Genomic DNA, 25070 nt, shown 5'->3' with positions numbered 1-25070 from the left:
ACTGTGTGGGCTTATCCGCCGGGACGCCGAGCGGTTTCGGCAGCGTTGCTAGACCGGAAGAAATGGAGTGGAAAAACATGCCGAGCCGTCTTTTTTATTTCGGTCTTTATTTCCGATTTTTATGGATTATGTGATCGAATTGGCCCGCGGAATAAATTGGGATGAATTGTGTCGAGAGGTGATGTCTTTCGATTTGAAACAGGCGCGTCGAATCGGCGCTCGTCCGGTTGATTTTTTTGGTTGGCCGGTCAGGATTTGTTTTGATGAAAAACCGATTTCGAGTGGAAATGTATGAATGTAAATATCATCCGCTCTGGAAAAGGATTTTTCCGCTCTGGAAAAGGTTTGTTTGAACGGATGACTGCACACTAGCTCCGGCGCGGCTGGAATCGGTTCTTCGAGGGGAACGGATGTTCGTGGATTCCTTGCCGCTGCCACGTTCGGATGTTGCGATATTCAATGTGACATCGAATGATGGCAATTCTCAGAATTTGAGAGTGCGATGATGAACAAGAAAATTGGCACGAGGGTAATACAAATTTCATAATTTTCCGAATGTGTTCGTATACAAGAAAAGCGGAATGATTGTGAGATTGGTTCGGGTGTGACGCATCGACAAGAAAAATCGTCAAGAAAATTCGATCGACTCAATCGATGCGGGGGCCGTTCTGCAAGTCGGGCGATTTTTCCGGAAATCCGGAAAGCGCTCGACTGCCGGCGGAGAGGGTGAGCGGCTGCGCATGGTCCGCCCGACGGTCTGATCCGTCGTGGCGCGATCGCGCGGCGCGTTCTCGAATCAGGCGGGCACGAAAAACATGAATACGACAGGCATGACAGGTCAACGCACCGGCTCGAACGGACCGGATGCGCATGCTTCATACCCGGGGACCACACGGCGTCATCCTCCTCCTGAATGAATCGTGACGAAAGCCGCCCCGGGTTCGGGGCCGGCTTTCGTTCATCCGGCGTCTGAACGGCGCCTTCCCATGAAATTCAAGGTCGCCGCCGGCTCGGCGCGACGGCGCGCGCACGCGAATCCGCGATGCGCGGGGCAGCGTGCCGCCGTCTTCGCGTGCCATCGGCTTCCATGATCCGATAACCGGCGAGTGCCGCCGCGCAGCGTGCCGACGCGCGCGTGCGGCGTGCCGTCGCGCGATCGCCGTGGCGATCGCGATTGCCGAGCAGCGTTGTTCGATCGTTTAGTTAGCTATCCAAAGTGAATCGCGAAGCGTCGCGACACGGGCGAGGAGGCGGGCCGATGCATCATCGCTTGCCGTCGCGCTCGCTGCTGCGTCATCCAGCACATGAGAACCGAGGGAACACAAGATGAACAAGTCGTTCAAGTCGATCTGGAACGAAGCACTGGGGGCCTGGGTCGCGGCGTCCGAGCTTGACCGTGCGCGCGGCAAGCGGGTTGCGTCGTCGGCAGTCAGGTCCGGGCATGCCGCGAGCGAGGGCGCCGCGAGCCGCGCGGGCCGGTCTTCGATGCCGTCGCCGCGGCGATTGGCCGTGCTGATGGCGTCAACTTATCTTGCGTTGTTCCATGCGGGCGCGCACGCGCAGTATGCGCAGGATGGCGGCTCCGCGACCGGCGGCGTGAGCTCGATCTCGATCGGCGTCGGGTCGAGTGCCGCGCAGCAGAATTCCACCGCGCTGGGCAACCTGTCGACGGCGCAGGGCGTGTCGGCCACCGCGCTGGGGCCGGGCGCGCATGCGATGGCGGACGGTTCGACGGCCGTCGGCATCAATTCGCAGGCGACCGGTGTCAATAGCGCGGCGTTCGGTGTGCAGGCGATCGGGTCGGGCGCGTTTTCGGTTGCCGTCGGTAATGCAGCGCAGGCGACGCAGTCCGGTACGGTGGCGATCGGCAGTGGCGCGACCGCGAGCGGCACGTCCGCCATCGGGCTCGGGAACAATGCGACGGCCTCCGGTCAGAGTGCGGCTGCGCTCGGACTCGGCGCCGTTTCGTCGGGTATCGGCAGCGTCGCGCTTGGTTTTTCGGCGCAGGCGACCAATCAGGGCGCGGTTGCGCTCGGCAACCAGTCGACGAGTTCCGGCGCTGCCGGTGTCGCGGTGGGCAGCGGTGCGCTGACGACCGGCAATTCGTCGATCGCGATGGGTGTCAACAGCGGCGCGAAGGGTGCAACGTCGATCGCGATCGGCTGGGGCGGCACGGCCGGCGTACCGGGCTCGGGCACGCAGTCGCTCGGTACCAGTTCGATCGCGCTCGGCTCCGCCACGACTGCGGGCGCCGATCAGGCAATGGCACTCGGCCTGAGCGCCAATGCGTCGGGCGTCAGCTCGATCGCGGCCGGCGTGCAGTCGACCGCGACGCAGCAGTTCGCCGTCGCGCTCGGCAATCTCGCGCGCAGCAGCGGCATTTCGGCGACCGCACTTGGATCCGGCGCGACGGCGTCGGCCACGAATGCGACGGCGGTCGGTATCAACAGCGTCGCGGCGGCGAGTTCGACCGTGGCGATCGGCGATTCCAACTCGGTCGCCGCGGCGGCCGGTGCCGGTTCGGTCGCCGGCGGCTACGGCTCGAAGGTGCTGGGCGGTACCGGCGCAGTCGCGCTCGGCTTCGGCCAGACCGTGAGCGGCAACGGCGCGGTAGCGATCGGCGATCCGAGCACCGCGATCGGCACGGGCGCGGTCACGCTGGGGGCGAACAACACCGCGAACGGCGACGGGGCGGTGGCGATCGGCAATACCAACAACGCGCAGGGCACTGGTTCCCTCGCGCTCGGCAATACGTCGACGGCAGCAGCAGCGGGGGCGGTCGCGTTCGGCGCCTCGGCCGTGGCGAACAATGCGAACGATGTCGCGCTCGGCTCGGGCTCGACGACGGCCGCGCCGAATCCGACGGCCAGCGCGGTGATCGGCGGTGTCACGTACAACTTCAACGGTACGTCGCCGACCAGCGTCGTCAGCGTCGGCGCGGCGGGTACCGAGCGCCAGATCACCAACGTCGCGGCCGGACGGATCAGTTCGTCGAGCACGGACGCGATCAACGGCTCGCAACTGGCCGCGACGAACCTGGCGGTCGATTCGCTGTCGACGTCGACGGCATCGAGCATCACGTCGTTGTCGACCTCGACGTCCACCGGGTTGTCGTCGGCAACCAGCGCGATTTCGTCGCTGTCCACGTCGGCGTCGACGGGCATCACGTCGCTCTCGACGGGCCTGAGTTCGACCAACAGCACGGTGACGTCGCTGTCGACGTCGACCTCCACCGGGTTGTCGTCGGCGAATAGCGCGATCACGTCGCTTTCCACGTCGACGTCGACCGGCATCACGTCGCTGTCGACGTCGACGTCCACCGGGTTGTCTTCGGCAAACAGCGCGATCACGTCGTTGTCGACCTCGACGTCGACGGGCATCACGTCACTGTCGACGGGCCTGAGTTCGACCAACAGCACGGTGACGTCGCTGTCGACCTCGACGTCGACGGGCATCAGCTCGCTGTCCACCGGCCTGAGTTCGACCAACAGTTCGGTGACGTCGCTGTCCACCGGATTGAGCTCGACCAACAGCGCGGTCACGTCGTTGTCGACTTCCACGTCGACCGTCGTCGGGTCGTTGTCGACGGGCCTGAGCTCGACCAACAGTTCGGTCACATCGCTGTCGACGTCGACCTCGACGGTCGTCGGTTCGCTGTCCACCGGCCTGAGTTCGACCAACAGCACGGTCACGTCGTTGTCGACGTCGACGTCAACGGGCATCACGTCGCTGTCCACCGGCCTGTCGAGCACGAACAGCACGGTCACGTCGCTGTCGACCTCCACGTCGACGATCGTCGGTTCGTTGTCCACCGGCGTCGCGTCGCTGTCCACCGGCCTGAGCACGACGAACAGCAGCGTGACGTCGCTGTCGACGGCCACGTCGTCGAGTATCGGTTCACTGTCCACCGGCCTCAGTTCGACGACCAGCTCGATCTCGTCGCTGTCGACGTCGACGTCGACGACCGTCGGCTCGCTGTCCACCGGCCTGTCGAGCACGAACAGCAACCTGACGTCGCTGTCCACCGCGACGTCGACGGGCATCGGCTCGCTGTCGACGGGCCTCAGCTCGATCGCGTCGAACAACACCAACCTCGGCAACAGCACGGCAGGTGCGATCGGCGGCGGCGCGACCTACGACCCGACGACCGGCACGATCTCCGCGCCGTCGTACGTGACGTACAACAGCGACGGCACGACGACGGTCAACAACAATGTCGGTTCGGCGGTCGACAACATCAACGCGCACGGCATCAAGTACTTCCACGCGAACTCGACCGCGCCGGACAGCCAGGCGCTCGGACTCGACAGTGTCGCGATCGGTCCGAACGCCGTGTCGAAGGTCGACGGCAGCATCGCGCTCGGCGCCGGCTCGGTAGCCGATCGCGCGACGGTGCCGACGTCCGGCACGATTCGCAACGGCAGCGCGTCGATTCCGTTCAACACGACCGACCAGACGCTGCTCGGCGCGGTGTCGGTCGGCGACGCGACGAGCAAGACGTACCGCCAGATCACCAACGTCGCGGACGGCACCGGCCAGCAGGATGCGGTCACCGTGCGACAACTGGCGGGCGCGCTGCAATCGTTCGCGGTCACCACCACGAAGTACTTCCACGCGAACTCGACGGCCGTGGATTCGCTCGCGGTCGGCGCGGAATCGGTCGCGGTCGGCCCGACGACGGTCGTCAACGGCGACAACGGCGTGGGCATCGGCAACGGCGCGATCGTCGATGCCACCGCGCCGGGCGGCGTCGCGATCGGGCAGGCGGCGAGCGTCGCGCAGGCCGATGCGATCGCGCTCGGCAGCGGGGCGACGGCCACCGGCGCGCAGTCCGTCGCGCAGGGCGCGAACGCGGTCGCGGCGAGCGTGGGCAGCGTCGCGCTCGGGTCGGGCGCGCACGCCACGGCGACCGATGCGCTCGCGTTCGGCGCCGGCGCGTCGGCGACCTATGCGAACAGCGTCGCGCTCGGCGCGGGTTCGCTGACCACGGTCGGCGCGCAGACGAACTACATCGCGTACGGCCTGAGCAGCCCGCAGTCGTCGGCCGGCGAGGTCAACATCGGCAACCGGCAGATCACCGGCCTCGCGGCCGGCAAGAACGGCACCGATGCGGTGAACGTGTCGCAGCTCGACTCGGTCGCCAACCAGTTGACGACGCTGATCAACCAGCGCACGTCGAACCTCGGCGGCTCGTACACGACGAATCCGAGCGGCACGAACGTGCCGCCGGGCTCGACCGGGTCGAACTCGTCGGCGGGCGGCTCGGGCGCGGTCGCATCGGGTTCGAACAGCACGGCGGTCGGCAACGGGGCGCTCGCATCGGGCAACGGCTCGACCGCGATCGGCGTCGGGTCGACCGCGTCCGGCAGCAATTCGGCCGCGATCGGCACGGGCAGCAACGACGGCGGCCGCTCGAACGTCGTGGCGGTCGGCTCCGCGGATTCGGCGCGCCAGGTCGTCAACGTCGCGGCCGGCACGCAGGGCACCGACGCGGTCAACGTGAACCAGCTGAACGCGAGCGTCGGCAACACGCTGTCGCAGGCGAACAGCTACACGGACGGTCAGGTCGCGAGCTTGCGCAACAGCCTCGACAGCTACCGCCGCGATGCGGACGGCGGCACGGCGACGGCGATGGCCGTCGCCGGCCTGCCGCAGCCGTCCGGCCCCGGCAAGAGCATGGTCGCACTGGCCGGCAGCGTGTATCGCGGCCAGTCGGGGCAGGCGCTGGGCATCTCGACGATTTCGGAGAACAACCACTGGATCTACAAGGCGGCCGTCTCGACCAACACGCGCGGCACGTATGGCGCGGTGGTCGGTGCCGGGTATCAGTGGTGAGCCGCGGCGCGCGCCGTTTCCCTTCCATTCAGACAATGGCAAACATGAACGCAAATCTTGCAAAGTTCGCGGCCGCCGCACTGGTCGCCGCCGCCGGCCTGACCGGATGCGCCACGCAGCAGGGCGATCCGCCGTTCCCGTCGCCCGATACGGCCACACTGCCCGAAGGCACGTATCCGAATCTCGCGAACCTGGCGCAGGTGCAGCCGGGCGTGACGAAGAACCAGCTGTACGAACTGCTCGGCCCGCCGCATTTCCACGAGTGGATCTTCCACGTGCGCACGTGGAACTACCTGTTCCAGTTCCGCGACGCGGGGAAGGTCGCGACCTGCCAGTATCAGGTGCAGTTCGATTCGGATAGCCGCGTCGCGAAGACGCGGTGGGACAAGCCGGAGTGCGAGGCCTTCGGCGGGAAGGGGGCGGCGGGCAACGCAGGCTGACGCGGCACGGCCGGTTCTCGGGCCGGGCGGCGGGCGTCGATGGCGCAGGGTCCATCGGCGCCCGCCACCGGGCGTCGGGTCAGTGCCTGAGCACGCACACGGCCACGATTTCGTACCCGGGGTCGGCATGCACGTGCGCCGCCTTTTCCGCTTCCTCATACGAACGAAACGACGTGGCATCTTCAACCGCCGGTGCCATGCCGATATCGCCATCCTCGGCGGTGCAGAGGAACTGCTCGCCGGTCTTCACGACGTAGACGGACAACATGACGCCCTCCATCGTTTGCAGGGGGAATTTCAGTCTAGCAGGCCGGAAAAGGGGCGCGGGCGGTTCGTGGCGGCCTGTTCGCGAGGCCGCGGCCGGCGGGTTTGCCGCGTGCCGCATCGGCCCGGCGCGCGACACGGGCCCAAAGGCGTGCACAATACGCGGATGCAGACCGCGGACCTCGCACACCTCGTCACCGTCACCATGCCCTTTGGCAAGTACAAGGGCCGGCTCATCGCCGACCTGCCCGGACCTTATCTCAACTGGCTGGCCCGTGAAGGCTTCCCGCGCGGCGAAATCGGCCGGCAGCTGGCGCTGATGCACGAAATCGATCACAACGGCCTGAGGGACTTGCTGGAACCGTTGCGCACGCGTTCGTCGTGAGCGACGCCGCTTTCGCCAGGGCGCTTGCCGGCCGTTCCCCGGCCGCCTGCCCATGACGCCCGCAGGGTCGTCATGGAAAACTGTATGAATATACAGTATAGTACCCGTCGAACTCGAGCCGCACAGGTGCAACCCTTGCGGCGCGTGCGCCGCGCCTGCGGATATCCGCCGCAGCGTTCCGGCACCGTGAATTCCGGCTAACTCATTCAGACGGGCAGGCAAATTGTCATCCAGCAATCTGATCCGCATTCGCGGAGCACGTCAGCACAACCTCAAGAACCTCGATCTCGACCTGCGCACCGGCGAAATGACGGTCGTCACCGGCCCGTCGGGCTCGGGCAAGTCGAGTCTCGTGTTCGACACGCTGTATGCGGAAGGGCAGCGGCGCTACGTCGAAACCTTCAGCGCGTACGCACGCCAGTTCCTCGACCGGATGGACCGCCCGCAGGTCGAGCGCGTCGACGGCGTGCCGCCCGCGATCGCGATCGACCAGACCAACCCGGTCCGCAGTTCGCGTTCGACCGTCGGCACGATGACCGAGCTGAACGATCACCTGAAGCTGCTGTACGCGCGCGCGGCCGAGCTGTTCGACCGCCAGACCGCGCGGCAGGTGCGGCACGACACGCCGGAAACGATCTACGCGGATCTCGTCGCCCGCACGCGGGCGGACGATCCGCGCGTCGTCGTCACGTTCCCGGTCGAATTGCCGGAAGCGGTGTCCGACGAGGAAATCGCGCAGTGGCTGTCCGCGAGCGGCTATACGCGCGTGCAGGCGCGGCGCGAAGTCGCGTCGCCCACCGGGCCGCGCAAGGTGCTCGACGTGGTGGCCGACCGCTTCCGCGTGCAGCAGGCCGACAAGGTGCGCGTGGTCGAGGCGATCGAGGCGTCGCTGAAGCGCGGCGGCGGCCGCGTGAACGTATACGTGCTGGCCCCCGAGGCCGAACATGCGGTCGCCGAGCCGCAGGTGTGGCGCTTCTCCACCGGGCTGCACGATCCCGACAGCGACCTGCGCTACGCGGAACCGCAGGCGGCGCTGTTCTCGTTCAACTCGGCGTACGGCGCGTGCGAAACCTGCCGCGGCTTCGGCCGCGTGATCGGCGTCGATCTCGGCCTCGTGATTCCGGACGCGCGCAAGACGCTGCGCGGCGGCGCGATCAAGCCGATGCAGACCCCCGCATGGAAAGAGTGCCAGGACGACCTGATGCGCTACGCGGCGAAGGCCGGCATCCGCCGCGACGTGGCGTGGTCCGAGCTGACCGACGCCGAACGCGACTGGGTCGTCAACGGTTCGCCGGACTGGAACGGCAAGTGGCAGAGCCAGTGGTACGGCGTGAAGCGCTTCTTCGGCTATCTCGAATCGAAAGCGTACAAGATGCACATCCGCGTGCTGCTGTCGAAATACCGCAGCTACACGCCGTGCGACGTGTGCGGCGGCGCGCGCCTGAAGACGGAATCGCTGCAATGGCGGCTCGGCTCGAAAGAGAATGCCGACGGCGTGCTCGCGCCGGCCGAGCGCTTCATGCCGCGCGGCGTCGACTGGAGCCGCGCGCAGCTCGAGGCGCTGCCGGGCCTGACCGTGCACGACCTGATGCTGCTGCCGATCGAGCGCATCCGGCGCTTTTTCGACGGCATCAGCCTGCCGAGCGCGCTGCTCGACGATGCGCTGAAGCTGCTGCTCGCCGAGGTGCGCACGCGCCTGAAATACCTGTGCGACGTGGGGCTCGGCTACCTGACGCTCGACCGGCAGAGCCGCACGCTGTCCGGCGGCGAGGTGCAGCGGATCAACCTGACGACGGCGCTCGGCACGTCGCTGACCAAAACCCTGTTCGTCCTCGACGAACCGAGCATCGGGCTGCATCCGCGCGATCTGACACGGATCGTCGAGGCGATGCAGCGGCTGCGCGACGCGGGCAATACGCTGGTCGTCGTCGAGCACGATCCGTCGGTGATGCTCGCGGCCGACCGGCTGATCGACATGGGGCCGGGTCCGGGCGAGCGCGGCGGCACGATCGTCTACGACGGCACGCCGGCCGACATCCGTTCCGCGCCCACGCTGACCGGCGAGTATCTCGGCGGCCGCAAGCAGGTCGCGCACGCGTCGAACTGGGCGCGCCGGGCGGTCGACGCGCATACGCCGCGCATCCTGCTCGAAGGCGCGAGCGAACACAACCTGCGCGACGTGACGGTCGAGATTCCGCTGCAGCGGCTCGTCTGCGTGACGGGCGTGTCCGGTTCCGGCAAATCGACGCTGCTGCAGGACGTGCTGTATCCGGCGATGGCGCGGCACCACGGCAAGGCGACCGAGTCGCCGGGCGCGTACCGCAGCCTCACGGGCGCGGACCAGGTCGGCGACGTCGTGTTCGTCGACCAGTCGCCGATCGGCAAGACCACGCGCTCGAACCCGGCGAGCTACGTCGGCGCGTTCGACGAGATCCGCAAGCTGTTCGCGAAGGCGCCGCTCGCGCTGCAGCGCGGCTACGGCGCCGGCACGTTCAGCTTCAACTCGGGCGACGGTCGTTGCCCGACCTGCGGCGGCTCGGGCTTCGAGCACATCGAGATGCAGTTCCTGAGCGACGTGTACCTGCGCTGCCCGGACTGCGACGGCAGCCGCTACCGCGCCGAGATCCTCGAGGTGCGCATCGAACGCGGCGGCCGTGCGCTGAACATCGCCGACGTGCTCGACCTGACCGTCAGCGAGGCGGCCGCGTTCTTCGCGACCGACGCCGAGGTGCTGCGCGTGCTGCAGCCGATCGTCGACGTCGGCCTCGAATACGTGAAGCTCGGCCAGCCGGTGCCGACGCTGTCGGGCGGCGAGGCGCAGCGCCTGAAGCTCGCCGGCTTCCTCGCCGAATCCGCGGCGGCGGCCAACGGGCGCCGGGTCGCGACGGAAGAGGCGCGCATCGCGCGCGCGAAGCTGTTCATGTTCGACGAGCCGACCACCGGGCTGCACTTCGACGACATCGCGAAGCTGATGCAGGCGTTCGGCAAGCTGCTCGCGGCCGGCCATTCGCTGATCGTGATCGAGCACAACCTCGACGTGATCCGCGCGGCGGACTGGCTGATCGACCTCGGCCCGGAAGGCGGCGACGGCGGCGGCCTCGTGCTGTGCGCGGGCACGCCCGACGACGTGAAGGCCTGCGCCGAATCGCACACGGGCGTGGCGCTGCTGCAGTACGATCGCGCGATGGACGCCGAGGCGGCGCTCGCCGACGAAGGCGTGCCGCTGCAGGCCGTGCTGAACGCCGCGCGCGAGCGCCGTGCGATCGAGGGCGAGGACGTCGTGCGGATCGTCAACGCGCGCGAGCACAACCTGAAGGCGCTCGACGTCGACATTCCGCACGGCAAGTTCAACGTGATCACCGGCGTGTCGGGCTCCGGCAAGTCGACGCTCGCGTTCGACATCCTGTTCCACGAAGGCCAGCGCCGCTACCTCGAATCGCTGAACGCGTATGCACGCTCGATCGTGCAGCCGGCCGGGCGGCCCGAAGTCGACGCGGTGTACGGCATTCCGCCGACCGTCGCGATCGAGCAGCGGCTGTCGCGCGGCGGGCGCAAGAGCACGGTCGCGACCACGTCCGAAGTGTGGCACTTCCTGCGGCTGCTGTACGTGAAGCTCGGCCTGCAGCATTGCATCCACGACTGCACGCCGGTCACGTCGCAATCCGTCGAATCGATCGCCGCGCAGCTGCTGCGCGATCATCGCGGCGAGCACGTCGGATTGCTCGCGCCGCTCGTCGTGAACCGCAAGGGGGTGTACACCGATCTCGCGAAGTGGGCGAAGGCGCGCGGCAGCACGCATCTGCGTGTCGACGGCGAGTTCGTGCCGGTCGATCCGTGGCCGAAGCTCGACCGCTTCCGCGAGCACACGATCGAATTGCCGGTCGCCGATATCGTCGTGTCGCCGGACAACGAAGCCGAATTGCGCCGCAGGCTCGACGAGACGCTCGAGCTCGGCAAGGGCGTGATGCATCTGCTCGCGCCGCTCGACGGGCTGCACGATGCGATGCGGAACGACCATTCGACCGCGCGCGTCGGCACGGTCAAGGTGCTGTCGGTCAAGCGTGCGTGCCCGGTATGCGGCACGAGCTATCCGGAGCTGGACCCGCGAATGTTCTCGTACAACAGCAAGCACGGCTGGTGCACGACCTGCGTCGGCACCGGCGTCACGCTCACGCGCGAACAACGCGCCGCTTACGACGACACGGTACTCGCCGAGGACGGCCGCGGCCGCGAGCAGACGCTGCCGTCGGACGAGCAGGAACCGGAAGGCGTCGGCAACGAGCCGTGCCCGGACTGCGGCGGGACGCGGCTGAACCCGACCGCACGCGCGGTCACGTTCGACGCGCATCCGATCGTCGAGGTCGCGCAGTGGACGGTGTCGGACACGCGCCGCTGGATCGACGCGCTCGAACTCACCGGGCGCGACGCGCAGATCGCGCGCGACATCGTCAGCGAGATCGGCAGCCGCCTCGCGTTCCTCGAGGAAGTCGGTCTCGGCTACCTGAGTCTCGACCGTGCGGCGCCGAGCCTGTCGGGCGGCGAAGCGCAGCGCATCCGGCTCGCCGCGCAGCTCGGCAGCAACCTGCAGGGCGTGTGCTACGTGCTCGACGAGCCGACGATCGGCCTGCATCCGCGCGACAACCAGATCCTGCTCGACGCGCTGCGCAAGCTCGGCGACAAGGGCAATACGCTCGTCGTCGTCGAACACGACGAGGACACGATCCGTCGCGCCGATCACATCATCGACATCGGCCCCGGCGCCGGCAAGCGCGGCGGTGCGCTGGTCGCGCAGGGCGCGGTCGCCGATCTCGCCGCGCAGGCCGACTCGGTCACGGGTCGGCTGCTCGCGCGGCCGATGACGCATCCGCTGCAGCCGCGCCGTAGCGTGAGCCTGCCGGGCAAGAAGGGCGGCGCGGCCGTGCCGGAAGCGTGGTTGACCGTGCACGGTGCGCGGCTGCACAACCTGCGCGACGTCACGGTCGGCATTCCGCTCGCGCGGCTCGTCGCGGTGACGGGTGTCAGCGGCTCGGGCAAGTCGACGCTCGCGCGCGACGTGCTGATGACGAACCTGCTCGACGCGGTCGGCCGCTCGGTGCTTTCGTCGCCCGCCACACGGCGCGCACGCAAGGCCGCGCAGCAGGACGCGCCGGCGGCCAACCGCCGCTCGAGCGTGCTCGCACGCAGCGCGCCGCGGCCGTCGCTGAACGTCACGCACGCGTGGCAGGGCTGCGCGTCGCTGAGCGGCTGGGAGCAGATCGATCGCGTGCTCGAAGTCGACCAGACGCCGATCGGCAAGACACCGCGTTCGTGTCCGGCCACCTACATCGGCGTGTGGGACACGATCCGCAAGCTGTTCGCGGACACCCTGGAGGCGCGTGCGCGCGGCTATACGGCGTCCCGGTTCTCGTTCAATACCGGCGACGGGCGCTGCCCGGCGTGCGAAGGACAAGGCGTGCGCACGATCGGCATGAGCTTCCTGCCCGACGTGAAGGTGCCGTGCGACGTGTGTCACGGCCAGCGTTTCAATCCGGAGACGCTCGCCGTCACGTGGCGTGGCCGGAACATCGGCGACGTGCTGACGATGGAGATCGACGAGGCGGTGGAATTCTTCGCGCCGATCTCGAACATCGCGCATCCGCTGCAGCTGATGAAGGACGTCGGGCTCGGTTACCTGACGCTCGGCCAGCCGTCACCGACGTTGTCCGGCGGCGAGGCGCAGCGCATCAAGCTCGTCACCGAGCTGACGAAGGTGCGCGACGACATCACGCGGCGTGGTCAGAAGGCGCCGCATACGCTGTACGTGCTCGACGAACCGACGGTCGGCCTGCACATGGCGGACGTCGCGAAGCTGATCCGCGTGCTGCACCGGCTCGTCGATGCGGGGCATAGCGTCGTCGTGATCGAGCATGATCTCGACGTGATCGCGGAAGCCGACTGGATCATCGACCTCGGGCCGGAGGGCGGTGTGGGCGGCGGCACGATCGTCGCGGCGGCGCCGCCCGAAGCGCTCGTGAAGGTCGGCGCGAGCCATACGGGGCAGGCGCTCAAGCCGGTGCTGGCGCGCACGAGTTCGGATGAAGGGGAAGCCGAGCGCGAGGGAGAGGCGCGCGTCGGTTGAGCGCGGGGCTTCCATTCGGTCGACGGCCGCGGTGTCTTGCCGGACACCGCGGCCGTTTCATTTCGTCATGCGCGTCCGGTCAGGCGGCCGGGGCGACGGACGCGCCCGTGATACCGTGCCGATGCAGCGATTCGGCGACGAAGCCCGACGCCTTCATGTCCTCGACGAAGGCGTTCAACACCGCGGCGGCGGCTTCGCCGCGGCTCTTCGGTACGCCCATCGCCTGCCGGATCTCCATGAAGCGCGCGTCGAGCAGGCGCAGGCCGGTCGTCTTCGCGGCGTCGGCTTCGAGCTGCTGCTTCACGCCGGCGGCGACTTCCAGATGCTGTTCGAGAAACGTCGGCACGACGGCCTGCGATGTCGGTGCGCGCACGATCCGGGCGGCTTTCAGTTCGCGCGTGAGGAACAGGTCGTACGCGCTGCCCTTGCCGACGGCCACGCGGTTGTGCGGCTGGTCGACGTCCGCGTTGGTGCGGATCGGCGATGCGTCGGGCACGAGATAGAAGCCTTCGATCAGCACGTACGGTGCGGTGAACGCAACCGTTTCGCCGCGCAGCGGATCGACCGCGAAGAAGCCGAAGTCGGCGCGTTCTTCAGTCAGCGCCTGCACCGATTGGCCGGCGGTGTCGAATACGACGAGTTCCAGCTCGGCCGACAGGCGCTCGGCGAATGCGCGCGCGAGGTCGATCGAGACGCCGAACGGTTCGCCGGTCGCCGGATCCCGGTTCGCGAGAATCGGGTTGCCGAGGTTGATCGACGCGCGGAGCTTGCCGGTGGGGGTGAAGGCGGAGCGGACGGAGGAAGCGATGGGCATGACGGGCTCTCGTTGGGGCGTGGGCGGGCGGATGCGATTGCGTACCGCCTCGCAGCTTATCACCAGCCCCGGGCCCGGGCCGGTATGCCGCGGGCGAGCCGCTGCAAACGTCAGTCCGGCATCCCGTCATGGGGGCCGAGCGGCCTGTCGGGCCAGTCGACCCAGCGATCCGCGCGGGTCCGTTCATAGGCCTCGTTGAGCGGGTAGCGAATGCGGTTGTCGTCGCGCGGGCGTTCGCCGATCACCATCAACCGGACTTCGTCCTTCGTATTGTTGATGAAGGTGTGGCAGATGCCGGTACCCGCGGGAAACGCGACCGAATCGCCTTCGGCGACCGGATGAAGCACGCCGTCGATCCAGACGTCGGGCTTGCCTTCGAGCACGTACACGAATTCCTGCTCGGTGCTTTCGGCATGCGGGTACGATGTCCGCCGGCCCGGAAGCAGCCTCACGTGATGAATACCGATGCGCGTGATGCCGAGCGCGGCGGAAAGCGGGGCATCCAGTGCCATCGGCTCGGTATCGCCGCGATAGCAATGCGCATCGGGTTCTTCGAGTTCGGTCCAGTGCTTGATGAAATCGGGGCGGCTCATCGGCGGTTCTCCGTGGGGACGAACATCGATGGTAGCGGTTTGGCGTCCGCGCGGACACGGTTTGCTCAGTGCGTTGCGACACGGTCGACGAAATCAGCCAGATCGCGATTGAAGCGCGCCGGTTCCTCGATGAAAGGCGCATGGCCCGAGTTCGCGTACAGTCGGATTTGAACGCGCGGCGCAATGGCCTTGGCACGGGCGATCGCCCCGTGGGTGTTCACCAGCGCGTCGCGTTCGCCATAGAGCAGCAGCACCGGCACGCGGGTGTTGCCGAGGCCTTCGGCCGCCGCCACCGTCATCGACGGCACCGCGCGCTGCATGTCCCATGAAGCCATCGCCGCGTTCGCGAGCAGCCGGTCGGCCGTGGCGGTGTCGGGTTGCGTGTGGAAGCACTGGCCGAGAAATGCGCGTTCGCCATCGAGGTGCGTCTTCAGGTCCGCGGAGATCATGTCGCGATAGATGTCCGCATGGGCGACGAGCTGGTCCGCCTTCAGTTCGATCACTCCGTCGACGTAGACGGCTCCCGCGATCCGGCTATCGCCATGAGCGGCCAGGTAGTTCGAGATGACGGCGCCGCCCAGCGACCATCCGACCAGTACCGGACGGTTCGCATGCGATGACGCAATGACGGCGGCGAGATCGTCCGCCCAGCGCCGCCCGTCGAGATAGGCGGCGGTTCCCGCCGGCTTCCCGGACAGGCCGTGGCCGCGCAGGTCGTACGTGATGATGCGATACCGCTGAAGCAGCGCGCTGTCGACCTGTGCATCCCAGTTCAGATGACTGCCGAGCAAGCCGTGAATCAGCACGATCGCCGGCCCGGACGGGTTTCCCGATTCCTGGACGGCAAGGGTGACGCCGTCCGGCGCGGTCACCGTATAGTTTGTTGTCGCGGCGCCGGCCGTCGATATCACCGCAAGCGCGGCGAGCATGGCCACCAGTGTCGAAAGCACGTGACGCAAGAGGGTATGGGGCATGATCGGTGTTCGAGAATCGTTGAGATGCCCACGAGTTTCAACCCTGACACTGATGTGAGGGTCAAGCGAAAGCTGCTATGCTTTTTCCATGACTCGATCTCCCGGACAAAACCTGCTGACCATTGGCGAGCTTGCGCGCCAGACCGGCGCAAGCGTGCGCTCGATCCGTCATTACGACGAGCAGGGGCTGCTCACGTCCGTTCGCGCGAGCAATGGTTACCGCGCGTTTCCTGCCGCAGCGGTGACGCAGGTCAGGCAGATTCAGCGGATGATCGCAACGGGTTTCAGTCTGGCCGAGATTCGTTCGTTTCCCGACTGCATGCGCATGATCGAAGGCGCGGGCGCATGCCCTGAAACCACTGATGCCCAGCGCAAACGACTGGCGTCGATCGAACGTCAGATCGCGGATCTCGAACGCCGTCGCGCGCGGTTGCTCAAGACCTTGGCCGAGGGGGCCGTGCCGCCGTTGGATTGATGTCCGGGGATGAGCGGGCAAGCCAGTGCTCATCATGCAGGGATTGCAGGATCTTCAGGTGGGCTCCGCGGATGCGCAACGGTTGAAACAGGCAAATCCCGCCGTTGAACTCGTGCTTGTCGCCGACGCCAACCACGTGCTCAAAGCGGTACATACGGCTGACCGTCGAGCCAACCTCGCGGCTTATCCTGATCCCGATCTCCCGTTGGCGGACGGTATCGTCGAAAGGATTGCCGCGTTCGTGTGGAAATCAATGACCGGGCAGCGGTAGGTAGTCGAATGATCGTCAATTGGCATTGCCTGCGCGTCTAAATGGATCGGCAAGTCGATGCGCGAGGATGAGCGTCCGCTTTCATAATCTTGATGGTCGCCTCAGGGGGCTGTAGCGGTTCTGTACATCTGTCGGCTCCCGGCCACCAACAGTCGTTCGACACTGTCACCGGAATCGTCGACAATCGACCGGGCTCTTATGACGGCAACTGCAGCCAGCCAACACTCGGGTCGGTAAACGCGATGGCAAAACCTATCTTGATCGTATTGCTGAAAGGTCCATTTCCGGAAGCTTTTTACTTTGTCGAGACTTTGCTCAAGCCTCTTGGATTTCTGCTTGCCAACCCTGATAGTGGGCGAATAACGCACTGGAGCGATGACGGCCAACAGATCGAAGTATCCAGAGCCAAGATTGTTGATGAAGCATCGACAGGTGTAGTGAAGAACGTTCAGTTTTGGCGGTCCGACAGCGATGATCTATTCGTGTCCTGGATCGATGCGTCGCCGGGATGGGAGTTTTCATTTCATCTCAATGGCGTCATACCAGAATTGAAGATCGCGTTGGTAACCGCACTCGCAAGTGCGATCCTGGTCGATTTAAAGCTGCAATACGAAGACGAGAGTGCCTTTCGGATCGATTTCGACTAACTTTCCAATAGAGCGTTCGGTTCAGATTCGGCTAGCTAGATCCAGCGACCGCTTCAAGAGCAATTGAGTGGCTGGTCAGGATCGGGTTGAGGCCGTCGCGGGCCACCGGGATGGCAACCGACCAGATTCGGCCAACTTGGGACATCCAACAAACCCGGCAGGATCGGTGACAATCACGACGAGTTAAGCATATTGCACAACAATGTCCAATGATCAAAGAAACGTTTGCCACCGATTCGGTGCAGAATACATGCCGCCCGAGGCGAGCCAGAAGGTAGGGATCGCGCTTGGATCCCTTGAGAATGTGCCGCTTCACGCGGTTCGGCTAACCCCGGAAAACGGTACGTGTGGTTGGTATATTTACGGCGGCGACTACTCACCGGACGCTGACTTCTATCAGCCGCTTCATGTGGCCCACTTGATCGAGCGCTGTCCGAACATTGTCCCTTACTTGGCACTGCCGCCGGGATGGCGTGTATTGCTTGCGCCGGACTATGAGGATGTCTGGTTCGATGGCGAGTTGCTGGTCACTGAAAGCTCGTAACGGCTATGAGCGGCCATTCGACATCGCGACCCGAATCGCCGACAATCCTCCGAGGATGGTTCTAGCAGTATTTTAAGATTGATTGAATATCGCCCTATGACCGTGAGAGAAGGCGGCATTTGTGCCCGCGCCATCGCTTATCTGAAGCCCATGGTGCAAGACTCAACACCAGCAATATCGTTGTCAGGCGAAGACTCGCCTGTTCTTCGTCCTCTTAGCGGCGACCTATTGGTTTCGTATGTCGTAGACGCATCTGATCATTTGGCTTTCGTTCAGCACCGGCATCTGGAACAGGAGTGTGTTTCGGCTGATCAGCTTCATTCGATCGCCGTTTCAAATTTGCAGACTCTTGCGGAAGAAAGGCTGGTTGTTCGTGAGTACGGTTCCATATATGTTGCACTCATGGGAGGTAACTTCGAGGCGAGTCTTCTCACGCTTGATGCCATGTGGAATCACTGGTATGCACATGTCGCCCCACAGGGCTTTGTCGCTGTTGCTCCAGCGCGTGACCTCCTTGCATTCTGCGACTCATCTTCCGCACAAGGGTTAGTGGAGCTTCGGCAAGTCGTAGAGCGGTCCGGGGATTGCGACCATCGACTGCTCCCGCACTTGTACCGACGCATAGCCGGCGCATGGAGACAACTGCCTGTCACACCGTGATCAGGGATGGCGATTCAGGCGCTCTGCGAATTAGGCAAGATAGACGCCAAGTCCAATGGGACAGATTCGCGTCTAACGACGATGCGAATGTCCGCTTTCGCTTTCCGCGATTGTCTCTTCAGGGCCGCAAGGAGCCTTTCACCCCGGCTCCGCGCGGACACTCGATGTTGTGCGGGGTCGCTTGCAGACATCGTCGAACGGCATGATAACGAGATGCCTGCGTATCACGACAGCGTGCCTGCGCAGCCAAACTCAGGCTCCGCCGAACGCGTGACCGCGACTGCCCGCCGTGCAAATGCGTCCCGGGCGGGTTGACACCTATCGGCGTGCAGCTTCACGCAGCGATGCAGCTGGTCGGTCCCGAACGGTGACCTGATGGCGCGTTATACCCGTCGCGCCGATATCGGGGGCACGACGCGATGCGTTTATCGTTCGAGGCGCTCACGTTGCTACGACCACGTATCACGCGCGCCTCGACGTATTTTCCGAGCATCCTGTCTTCCCCATCCAGCGAGTCGACGCCGAGGTGTGAGACAGGCATTTGCTTCAGGTAACGATGCCGCGCGCACTGAAAAGCCCGGTTATCAGATCGATCTGATCCAGTCGTTCAATCCACCATCTCGACGCACGCCCCGTCTTATCCTCCCGCCAGCCGAGGTAGCAGTTTGTGTGCGCTCGCACGCCTGTTACCTGGCGCTCGACGAGCTTGCCCTGCCGTATCAACTCGTCGGCGACAGGCGCGGGCAGCATGCCGACGGCAATGCCTTCGCAAAGGAGGTCGATTTTGGCGGCCAGGTTCGGTACGACGATGACCGGTTGTCCGTCATGAATGGCCACCGATCTCGGCTCGAGTTCACGCGATGTATCGCTGATGACGACGCCGCGGTGACTTGAAATTGCGCTGCTGTCGAGTGGCTTTTCGTTCGCGGCAAGCGGATGATAAGGCGCCACGACAAAAACGTGACGTAGCAGGCCGATCGGCCTTGCTGCAATGTTGGGCGCGTGTGGCGGCTCTCCCGCGGCGCCGATCGCGATATCCGCACGCCCCGTCACAAGCGCGTCCCACACGCCACCGAGCACTTCGGTCGATAAACGCAGCCGTGTCGTCATCTTCAGTTCGTAGAACGCACGCACGTGCGGCCACAACGAAGGCAACGGGAGAATATCGTCGACGCACAGCCTGAGCTCGGCTTCCCAACCCGCATGGACACTTCGAACCTTGCTCTCCAGATCCTGCCCGGCTCGCAGCAAATGACGACCGTCCTCCACGAGCAGTCTCCCCGCCTCCGTCATCTGCGCGCGCCGGCCGTTGCGATCAAACAGGGCGACGCCAAGATCAGCCTCGGCCTTTTTCACCAGATAAGTCAATGCCGACGGTACGCGATGAAGCAGCACGGCCGCTTCCGCGAACGTTCCCGCCCGGTCTATGGCATCGAGCACTTCGATAACTTCAAACGACAATTTCAAAGCGATTACCTGTGAGATACGCCGCTGATGATCGACGCAGGGCTTGGGGTGTCGTTGGTCGAGACTTCCCTCGCGGCTGCGGGGCCGCCATTTTGGCAGCCGCCACGACGCTTTGCCACTGATTCCTCGGATCACGCACGTCAGCTCGGCTGGACTTTGGGGCACTGATACGAGGTGTTCAGGGACGGAAGCGTCGGTCACAAGTTTATCAACGCCGGAAGTCAATCCATGCGGATTCGAAGGGCGGTAGCAGGATGGCGGCGCCTACGTCGGGCTCCGTGCGGCCAGAAGCCGCCAGTCGCCAGTGGCTGCTTGCAGGTAGACAAGCCAGCTGTTTCTTGGCGAGGCGGCTCGTCGTCGGTGCGTCTGCTAGCCGCAGCTAACACATTGATCCGAGCACCGCTCACTCGCTGGTTCGGATCTGGAAGTCGGACTTGTCTAGTTGGATGTGCTGGCCGTCGTCCGGCAATGCATGCTTCGCTTTGAAGGTTGATTGGAGTATTGCATCCAGACGTGAAAACTCAAGCGGGCTTTCCGTGCCGGAGACGACAAGTTCAGGTGCCCGGACTTGTGACAATCGCGGCCAGCGCTTGACCACCATCACATCGGGCAGTGTCTTGGTTGGGAAGGATGTGATTGCTGGATGCGATCAGTTTGAATCCGCATCCCACCGAACGAGGAACCGTGATGCCCCAATGCCAACCTCCATCTTGTTCGAACACATGGAGGGCGGGCAGGGACTGGCTCAGTGCTGGTGAAGAAGTCGTCATGGCGTGCTCTCCCGTCATGGGGCGACTGAGGGGCTACTGCTTCTAAGGCGAAAATTCAGTCGACGGAAGTTCATGCTGCAACGCAATATCGGGAGTGTTGCGAATGCGTCAGTGCGTCAGTCGCCACAATTTTGAAATACTAATGTGCGTATTGAGAATAGCTGGCATATTGATCTGACGATAGGGATTTTCCGGAGGCGTCATGGATTGCGGCCCGCTTGTATGGGCAGGAGTACCGCATAACAGCGATGGGGTGGTTTTTGAGGTTCGCTTGCGGCGCGGATTTCAGCGCTTTCATCTCCCGCGGACGGTGCTTGAGAGGGCGTTCGATCTGGAGAGATTGTTGTCCGATGCGCGACAGCTCGCGTGTTTTTATGAACACTTGGGCGCGATCCTGGTTGTCGCGCGGAAGACGCGCTCGAACGCAAAGGCGGATACAGTTCCACTGAGCGTTTCCGATTTCACTCGAGTCGTCAAAACGGGGATCCAGCAGGATTCGCGGACGGTCGCGCGATGAGCGTAGGCGAAAACGACGAGCGTAGGTCTTGGCGAAGATTGCACTGCCGGCCGTTGTCACGTCAGGCGCAGGTGGGGCACGCACGCGATCTCTCGAAGTTCGCCTTCCGGCTAGGTATTGGTATCCGTACCTGTAAAGGCGGGAATTGTGCGGACCTTCAGGCGCCAAGGGCATTTATCGTCTCAGACGGCGGACTGTCTGTCATCTGGCGCGTGAGGATTGTTGGATTCGGGCATCCGTAGATAGACGGCCAACGAGACGGCGGCCCACAAAGATACGTACCAGTAAAAATACGCTTCGTGCCCGCTCGCCTTGAATTTCAGTGCGACAAGCTCCGTAGTGCCGCCGAGGATCGCCGTGGTCAAAGCGTAGGGCAATCCTACCGCAAGGGCCCGTATGCGCGCCGGAAACAGTTCGGCCTTCGCCAGCATATGCACCGACGTGAAACCAGCCAGCATGAAAAGGCCCGCGAACGACAGACCGAACGCAACCCATGGATCGTGCGTCATGCTTAGCGCCTTGAAGAGCGGGACGGAGAACAGCGTGGTCGACAGTCCGAACGTGATCAGTACGGGACGTCTGCCAAACACATCCGATGCATAACCAAATAGCGGTTGCAGGAACATGTAAAACACCAATGCGCAGGTAAAGGCGAGCGTCGACACTTCCTTCGTGAGGCCGACGGTATTGACGAGGTACTTCTGCATGTACACCGTGTAGGTATAAAAGCCTACTGTGCCGCCAACGGTCATGCCGATTGCGAGCAGTATCTGTCTCCAGTGCTGCAGCAATTGAACGGTTATGGACGGTCCTTCCTCGCGCTGCGCTGCTTCAAATGCCGCCGTCTCAACCACATTACGACGCATGTAGAGCGCGAACATGGCAAGCACGCCGCCAATTGCAAACGGAATCCGCCAGCCCCATGCCTCGATCTGATGCGCGCTCAGCGTCTTCTGCAACAGGAGCATCAACCCGAGCGCCACCAGTTGGCCGGAAATGACACTCACCTGCAAAAAGCCGACGAAGAAACCGCGACGGTGTGGCGGCGCGATTTCGCTCAGATAGGTCGCGCTGGTGCCATATTCTCCACCCATGCTCAAGCCTTGCAGCAGTCTCGCTGCGATCAGCACGATCGGCGCGCACACACCGATCGACTCGTAGCCGGGGGTGACGGCGATCATCAATGACCCGATGCACATCGTTGCGACCGACCAGGTGAGCGCGGATTTGCGCCCGCGCTTGTCGGCCCATAGACCAATCAACCAGCTGCCGAGCGGGCGCGCGATATAACCGACGGCTGCAATTGCCGCTGTGTTCATGAGCTGGACGGTCGGTTGATCGCTCGGAAAGAACGATTTCGCGAAGTAGATCGAGAAAATACTGTACGTGAGGAAGTCGTACCATTCGATCAGATTGCCGCCCAGGCCTCCGGCGATCGAGCGGATGCGCGGACGTCCGGATGATTCGATGCGAGGCATATCCTCCGCAACGTCGCATGCGGTACGGGTGTCTGTTGCGATTGTCATAGCGTCTCCTGCATGTATCCATGCCTGTTTTTGGGTCTAAAGGACGATCTGCGACAGCCGACGTGTGTCGGCCAGTGGCATGCGGATGTCGCAGGGTCAGGTAGCCTGCCCGGCACTGAATCTCGTCAGTCGTTCACGCAGGACGAAGGGGAGAATTCCGCCGTGACGGAAGTAAGTCTCTTCGATCGCCGAGTCAAGGCGCGCCAGCAGCGACACGGTTTCGGTTTCTCCATTGCTTCGGTGAATCACCATTTCGACGGTTTGCCGCATGCGTAAAGTATTCATATCCGCACACACGTCGAACCACTCGTCGCCGGACAGATGCAGTGTTTGCGCGCTCACGCCGTCCGGAAACTCAAGCGGAAGAACGCCCATGCCGACCAGATTGTTGCGATGGATGCGTTCGAAACTGCGCGCGATCACTGCGCGAACGCCGAGCAGGCGCGGCCCTTTGGCTGCCCAGTCACGACTGGATCCGTTGCCATATTCTTCTCCAGCGAACACGATCATGGGCACGCCGTCCGAGTTGTAGCGCGTCGCCGCCTCGAAAATGCTCATGCGCCGGCCATCCGGCTGATGTCGCGTTACGCTTCCTTCCTCGCCGTCAGCCATCATATTGCGCAGACGGACATTGGCGAAGCTGCTGCGTACCATCACCTGATCGTGGGCACGGCGCGAAATGTAGCTGTTAAAGTCACGCGGCGTGACGCCGAGGAACTGGAGGAATTTTCCCGACTCGGATTCCGGTGGAATAGCGCCCCCCGGGTTGATGTGATCGGTCGTCACTGAATCGCCGAGGATCGCAAGCGCCCGCGCGCCCCGAATGTCCGGCAAGTGGGGCAGATCGGGCGTCACACCGTCGAAAAACGGCGGGCGTTTGAGATACGTCGAACCGGCAGTCCATGTGAACACGTCGCCTTCCGGCGCGGGCAGCGCGTCCCACAATTGCGTTTCCGCAGTAGTCCGATAGATATCCGGCACGTTGCGAGGGTTTTGGGCATACGGCGAAACGGCAGCGAGCTCGGCAGATGTGGGCCACACATCACGCAGATACACGTATTCACCATTCGCGCCTCGGCCCAGTGGCTCGCTTTCAGGATCAAAATCACTGCGGCCGGCAATGGCGAAGGCGACGACCAGCGGCGGGCTCATGAGAAAGTTGGCCTTGATCGCCTGATGAATGCGCGCTTCAAAGTTGCGGTTGCCGGACAGCACGGCCGCAACGTTCAGATTGTCAGCGTCGATCTGTTCGAGTATTTCCGGTGCCAGCGGACCCGAATTCCCCATGCATGTCGCGCAACCATAGCCCACGGCCTGAAAGCCGAGAGCGTCGAGATACTGTTCCAGACCGGCTGCCCTCAGATATGCGCTTACCACTCGCGAGCCGGGCGTAAAAGACGTCTTCACATGAGACGCGGTCTTCAGGCCATGTGCAACGGCCTTTTTCGCGAGAACGCCAGCCGCAAGCATCAGATTCGAGTTCGACGTGTTGGTGCACGATGTGATCGCTGCCAGCACGATGTCACCGTGACTCAGCTTGCCGGTTTCGCGGGCTGTTGATGGCAGCATTTCGCGGACCTTGCTTTTCAGTGTCGATAACGGAATGCGGTCTTGCGGACGCGAAGGTCCCGCGACGCTCGGCACAACCGCGGACAAGTCGATCGTCACCGTATCGGTGTAGTCGATATCACCGCGCTTTGGAATACCAAACATCTGTTGGGCTTCGAAATAACGCTTCAATGCGGCAAGCTCGGTGTCGCTTCGGCCGACGGACTTGAGAAAGTCGAGGGTTTTTTCGTCGACGGTGAAAAAAGCGACGGTCGCGCCATATTCCGGCGCCATGTTCGCGATCGTCGATCGATCGGGCGCCGAGAGACCCGTTGCACCTTCTCCAAAGAACTCGACGAATTTTCCGACAACCTTTCTGGCGCGCAGCGCTTCGACGACGGTCAGGACGATATCGGTCGCCATGATGCCGGGACCCGGCGTACCGATGAGTTCCACACCGATCACATCGGGAACCACCAACGTGACCGGCTGGCCAAGCATGGCCGCTTCAGCTTCGATGCCGCCAACGCCCCAACCGATCACACCGATTCCGTTCACCATCGGGGTGTGGCTGTCGGTACCCACGAGCGAATCGAAGTACGTGACCCCGTCCTTTTGATGGACGCCGCGTGCGAGCCATTCCAGATTGACCTGATGGATGATGCCGGTGCCGGGCGGAAAAATCCGGAACGACTTGAATGCGTTGGCAGCCCATTTGAGAAACGTGTAGCGTTCGGTGTTACGTTGATACTCGACCCTCATGTTTTTGCGCAGCGCGTCGGCGCTTCCCGCATGCTCGACGGAAATTGAATGATCGACAACGAGGTCGACGGGTATTTGCGGCTCGATATCGGCAGGATCGACGTCGAATTGTGCTGCCGCTTCGCGCATCGCGGCGAGATCAGCGAGCAACGGCACACCGGACGAATCAGGCGCCGCGATGCGTGCCACGACAAACGGTATCTCCGTCTCCCGGGTTGCGTTCGGTCGCCACGCGGCCAGCTCGCGGAGATGGTGCTCCTGCACGCTGATGCCGTCGAGATTGCGCAGAAGCGCTTCCAGGATGATGCGGATCGAATGTGGCAATCGCGAGATCTTGCCGAAACCTCGCTCTTCGAGCACGGCCAGAGAATAGAACTGGCTCGCAGGCAGACCGTCTGCGAGAAGCGGTTTGAGGGCGTCGTTGGATTGAAAGTTCATGTCTGGATGAGAATCGTCAAGC

The 25070-nt window shown here is 64.0% G+C and carries 17 protein-coding genes; 9 read left to right on the top strand and 8 right to left on the bottom strand.

From position 1 onward, the window contains the following. Nucleotides 1–67 precede the first annotated feature (67 nt). The 3 genes from AC0KUR_RS09935 to AC0KUR_RS09925 all read left to right on the top strand — a co-directional run bounded on the left by AC0KUR_RS09935 (nucleotide 68) and on the right by AC0KUR_RS09925 (nucleotide 6275). Nucleotides 68–295: a hypothetical protein gene (locus AC0KUR_RS09935; protein WP_473375804.1), complete on the top strand. Its 228-nt coding sequence runs from the start codon at nucleotides 68–70 to the stop codon at nucleotides 293–295. Between the two features lie 1031 nt (nucleotides 296–1326). Continuing rightward, nucleotides 1327–5835: a YadA-like family protein gene (locus AC0KUR_RS09930; protein ID WP_473375803.1), complete on the top strand. Its 4509-nt coding sequence runs from the start codon at nucleotides 1327–1329 to the stop codon at nucleotides 5833–5835. Nucleotides 5836–5879: 44 nt separating this feature from the next. Continuing rightward, nucleotides 5880–6275, top strand: coding sequence for an outer membrane protein assembly factor BamE (locus AC0KUR_RS09925; protein ID WP_049035342.1), 396 nt, complete (start codon nucleotides 5880–5882; stop codon nucleotides 6273–6275). Between the two features lie 79 nt (nucleotides 6276–6354). Here AC0KUR_RS09925 and AC0KUR_RS09920 read toward each other — a convergent pair whose 3' ends face one another. Then, nucleotides 6355–6543 (bottom strand): hypothetical protein, encoded by a 189-nt coding sequence (locus AC0KUR_RS09920; protein WP_034192021.1) that lies wholly within the window; start codon nucleotides 6541–6543, stop codon nucleotides 6355–6357. A gap of 162 nt (nucleotides 6544–6705) precedes the next feature. Between AC0KUR_RS09920 and AC0KUR_RS09915 the strand changes: the two genes are divergently transcribed. Together AC0KUR_RS09915 and uvrA are read left to right on the top strand one after the other, a co-directional pair. Beyond that, nucleotides 6706–6924, top strand: a complete 219-nt coding sequence (locus AC0KUR_RS09915) for a DUF3820 family protein (protein ID WP_034192020.1) — start codon at nucleotides 6706–6708, stop codon at nucleotides 6922–6924. A 223-nt stretch (nucleotides 6925–7147) separates the two neighbouring features. Beyond that, nucleotides 7148–13042 (top strand): excinuclease ABC subunit UvrA, encoded by a 5895-nt coding sequence (uvrA, locus tag AC0KUR_RS09910; protein ID WP_473375802.1) that lies wholly within the window; start codon nucleotides 7148–7150, stop codon nucleotides 13040–13042. A gap of 79 nt (nucleotides 13043–13121) precedes the next feature. Here uvrA and AC0KUR_RS09905 read toward each other — a convergent pair whose 3' ends face one another. The 3 genes from AC0KUR_RS09905 to AC0KUR_RS09895 all read right to left on the bottom strand — a co-directional run bounded on the left by AC0KUR_RS09905 (nucleotide 13122) and on the right by AC0KUR_RS09895 (nucleotide 15423). Continuing rightward, the gene (locus tag AC0KUR_RS09905) at nucleotides 13122–13856 is read right to left on the bottom strand and encodes an ABC transporter substrate-binding protein (RefSeq protein WP_473375801.1); all 735 of its coding nucleotides are present in this window, start codon (nucleotides 13854–13856) and stop codon (nucleotides 13122–13124) included. A gap of 110 nt (nucleotides 13857–13966) precedes the next feature. Beyond that, nucleotides 13967–14449 carry a cupin domain-containing protein gene (locus AC0KUR_RS09900; RefSeq protein WP_034191798.1) on the bottom strand — a complete coding sequence of 161 codons (483 nt, stop codon included), beginning with the start codon at nucleotides 14447–14449 and terminating at the stop codon, nucleotides 13967–13969. Between the two features lie 65 nt (nucleotides 14450–14514). Continuing rightward, nucleotides 14515–15423, bottom strand: coding sequence for an alpha/beta fold hydrolase (locus AC0KUR_RS09895; RefSeq protein WP_049034463.1), 909 nt, complete (start codon nucleotides 15421–15423; stop codon nucleotides 14515–14517). An 88-nt stretch (nucleotides 15424–15511) separates the two neighbouring features. Here AC0KUR_RS09895 and AC0KUR_RS09890 point away from each other — a divergent pair, with 88 nt between their 5' ends. The 4 genes from AC0KUR_RS09890 (at nucleotide 15512) to AC0KUR_RS09875 (ending at nucleotide 17360) form a co-directional block, all read left to right on the top strand. After that, a complete protein-coding gene (locus AC0KUR_RS09890; RefSeq protein WP_034191796.1) occupies nucleotides 15512–15898 on the top strand; it encodes a MerR family transcriptional regulator in 387 nt (128 codons plus the stop codon). Between the two features lie 25 nt (nucleotides 15899–15923). Beyond that, nucleotides 15924–16169, top strand: coding sequence for a hypothetical protein (locus AC0KUR_RS09885; protein WP_473375800.1), 246 nt, complete (start codon nucleotides 15924–15926; stop codon nucleotides 16167–16169). 242 nt (nucleotides 16170–16411) lie between these two features. Then, the gene (locus AC0KUR_RS09880; protein WP_049034464.1) at nucleotides 16412–16816 is read left to right on the top strand and encodes a hypothetical protein; all 405 of its coding nucleotides are present in this window, start codon (nucleotides 16412–16414) and stop codon (nucleotides 16814–16816) included. A 202-nt stretch (nucleotides 16817–17018) separates the two neighbouring features. Continuing rightward, nucleotides 17019–17360 carry an immunity protein Imm33 domain-containing protein gene (locus AC0KUR_RS09875; protein ID WP_049034465.1) on the top strand — a complete coding sequence of 114 codons (342 nt, stop codon included), beginning with the start codon at nucleotides 17019–17021 and terminating at the stop codon, nucleotides 17358–17360. Between the two features lie 1206 nt (nucleotides 17361–18566). Here AC0KUR_RS09875 and AC0KUR_RS09870 read toward each other — a convergent pair. The 4 genes from AC0KUR_RS09870 to acnA form a co-directional block, all read right to left on the bottom strand. Then, complete coding sequence (locus AC0KUR_RS09870) at nucleotides 18567–19487, bottom strand: LysR family transcriptional regulator (RefSeq protein WP_473375799.1); 921 nt, start codon at nucleotides 19485–19487, stop codon at nucleotides 18567–18569. A gap of 554 nt (nucleotides 19488–20041) precedes the next feature. Continuing rightward, nucleotides 20042–20257 (bottom strand): hypothetical protein, encoded by a 216-nt coding sequence (locus AC0KUR_RS09865; RefSeq protein ID WP_124608743.1) that lies wholly within the window; start codon nucleotides 20255–20257, stop codon nucleotides 20042–20044. 699 nt (nucleotides 20258–20956) lie between these two features. Then, nucleotides 20957–22252, bottom strand: a complete 1296-nt coding sequence (locus AC0KUR_RS09860; protein WP_175027741.1) for an MFS transporter — start codon at nucleotides 22250–22252, stop codon at nucleotides 20957–20959. Nucleotides 22253–22396: 144 nt separating this feature from the next. Further along, entirely contained in the window at nucleotides 22397–25048 is a 2652-nt protein-coding gene (acnA, locus tag AC0KUR_RS09855) for an aconitate hydratase AcnA (protein WP_473375798.1), read from the bottom strand. Between the last annotated feature and the right edge of the window lie 22 nt (nucleotides 25049–25070).

The organism is Burkholderia sp. YHN3-13 (assembly GCF_055810675.1).
The sequence above is the reverse complement of the archived record's forward strand: the minus strand, read 5'-3'. Positions and strand labels throughout refer to the sequence as shown.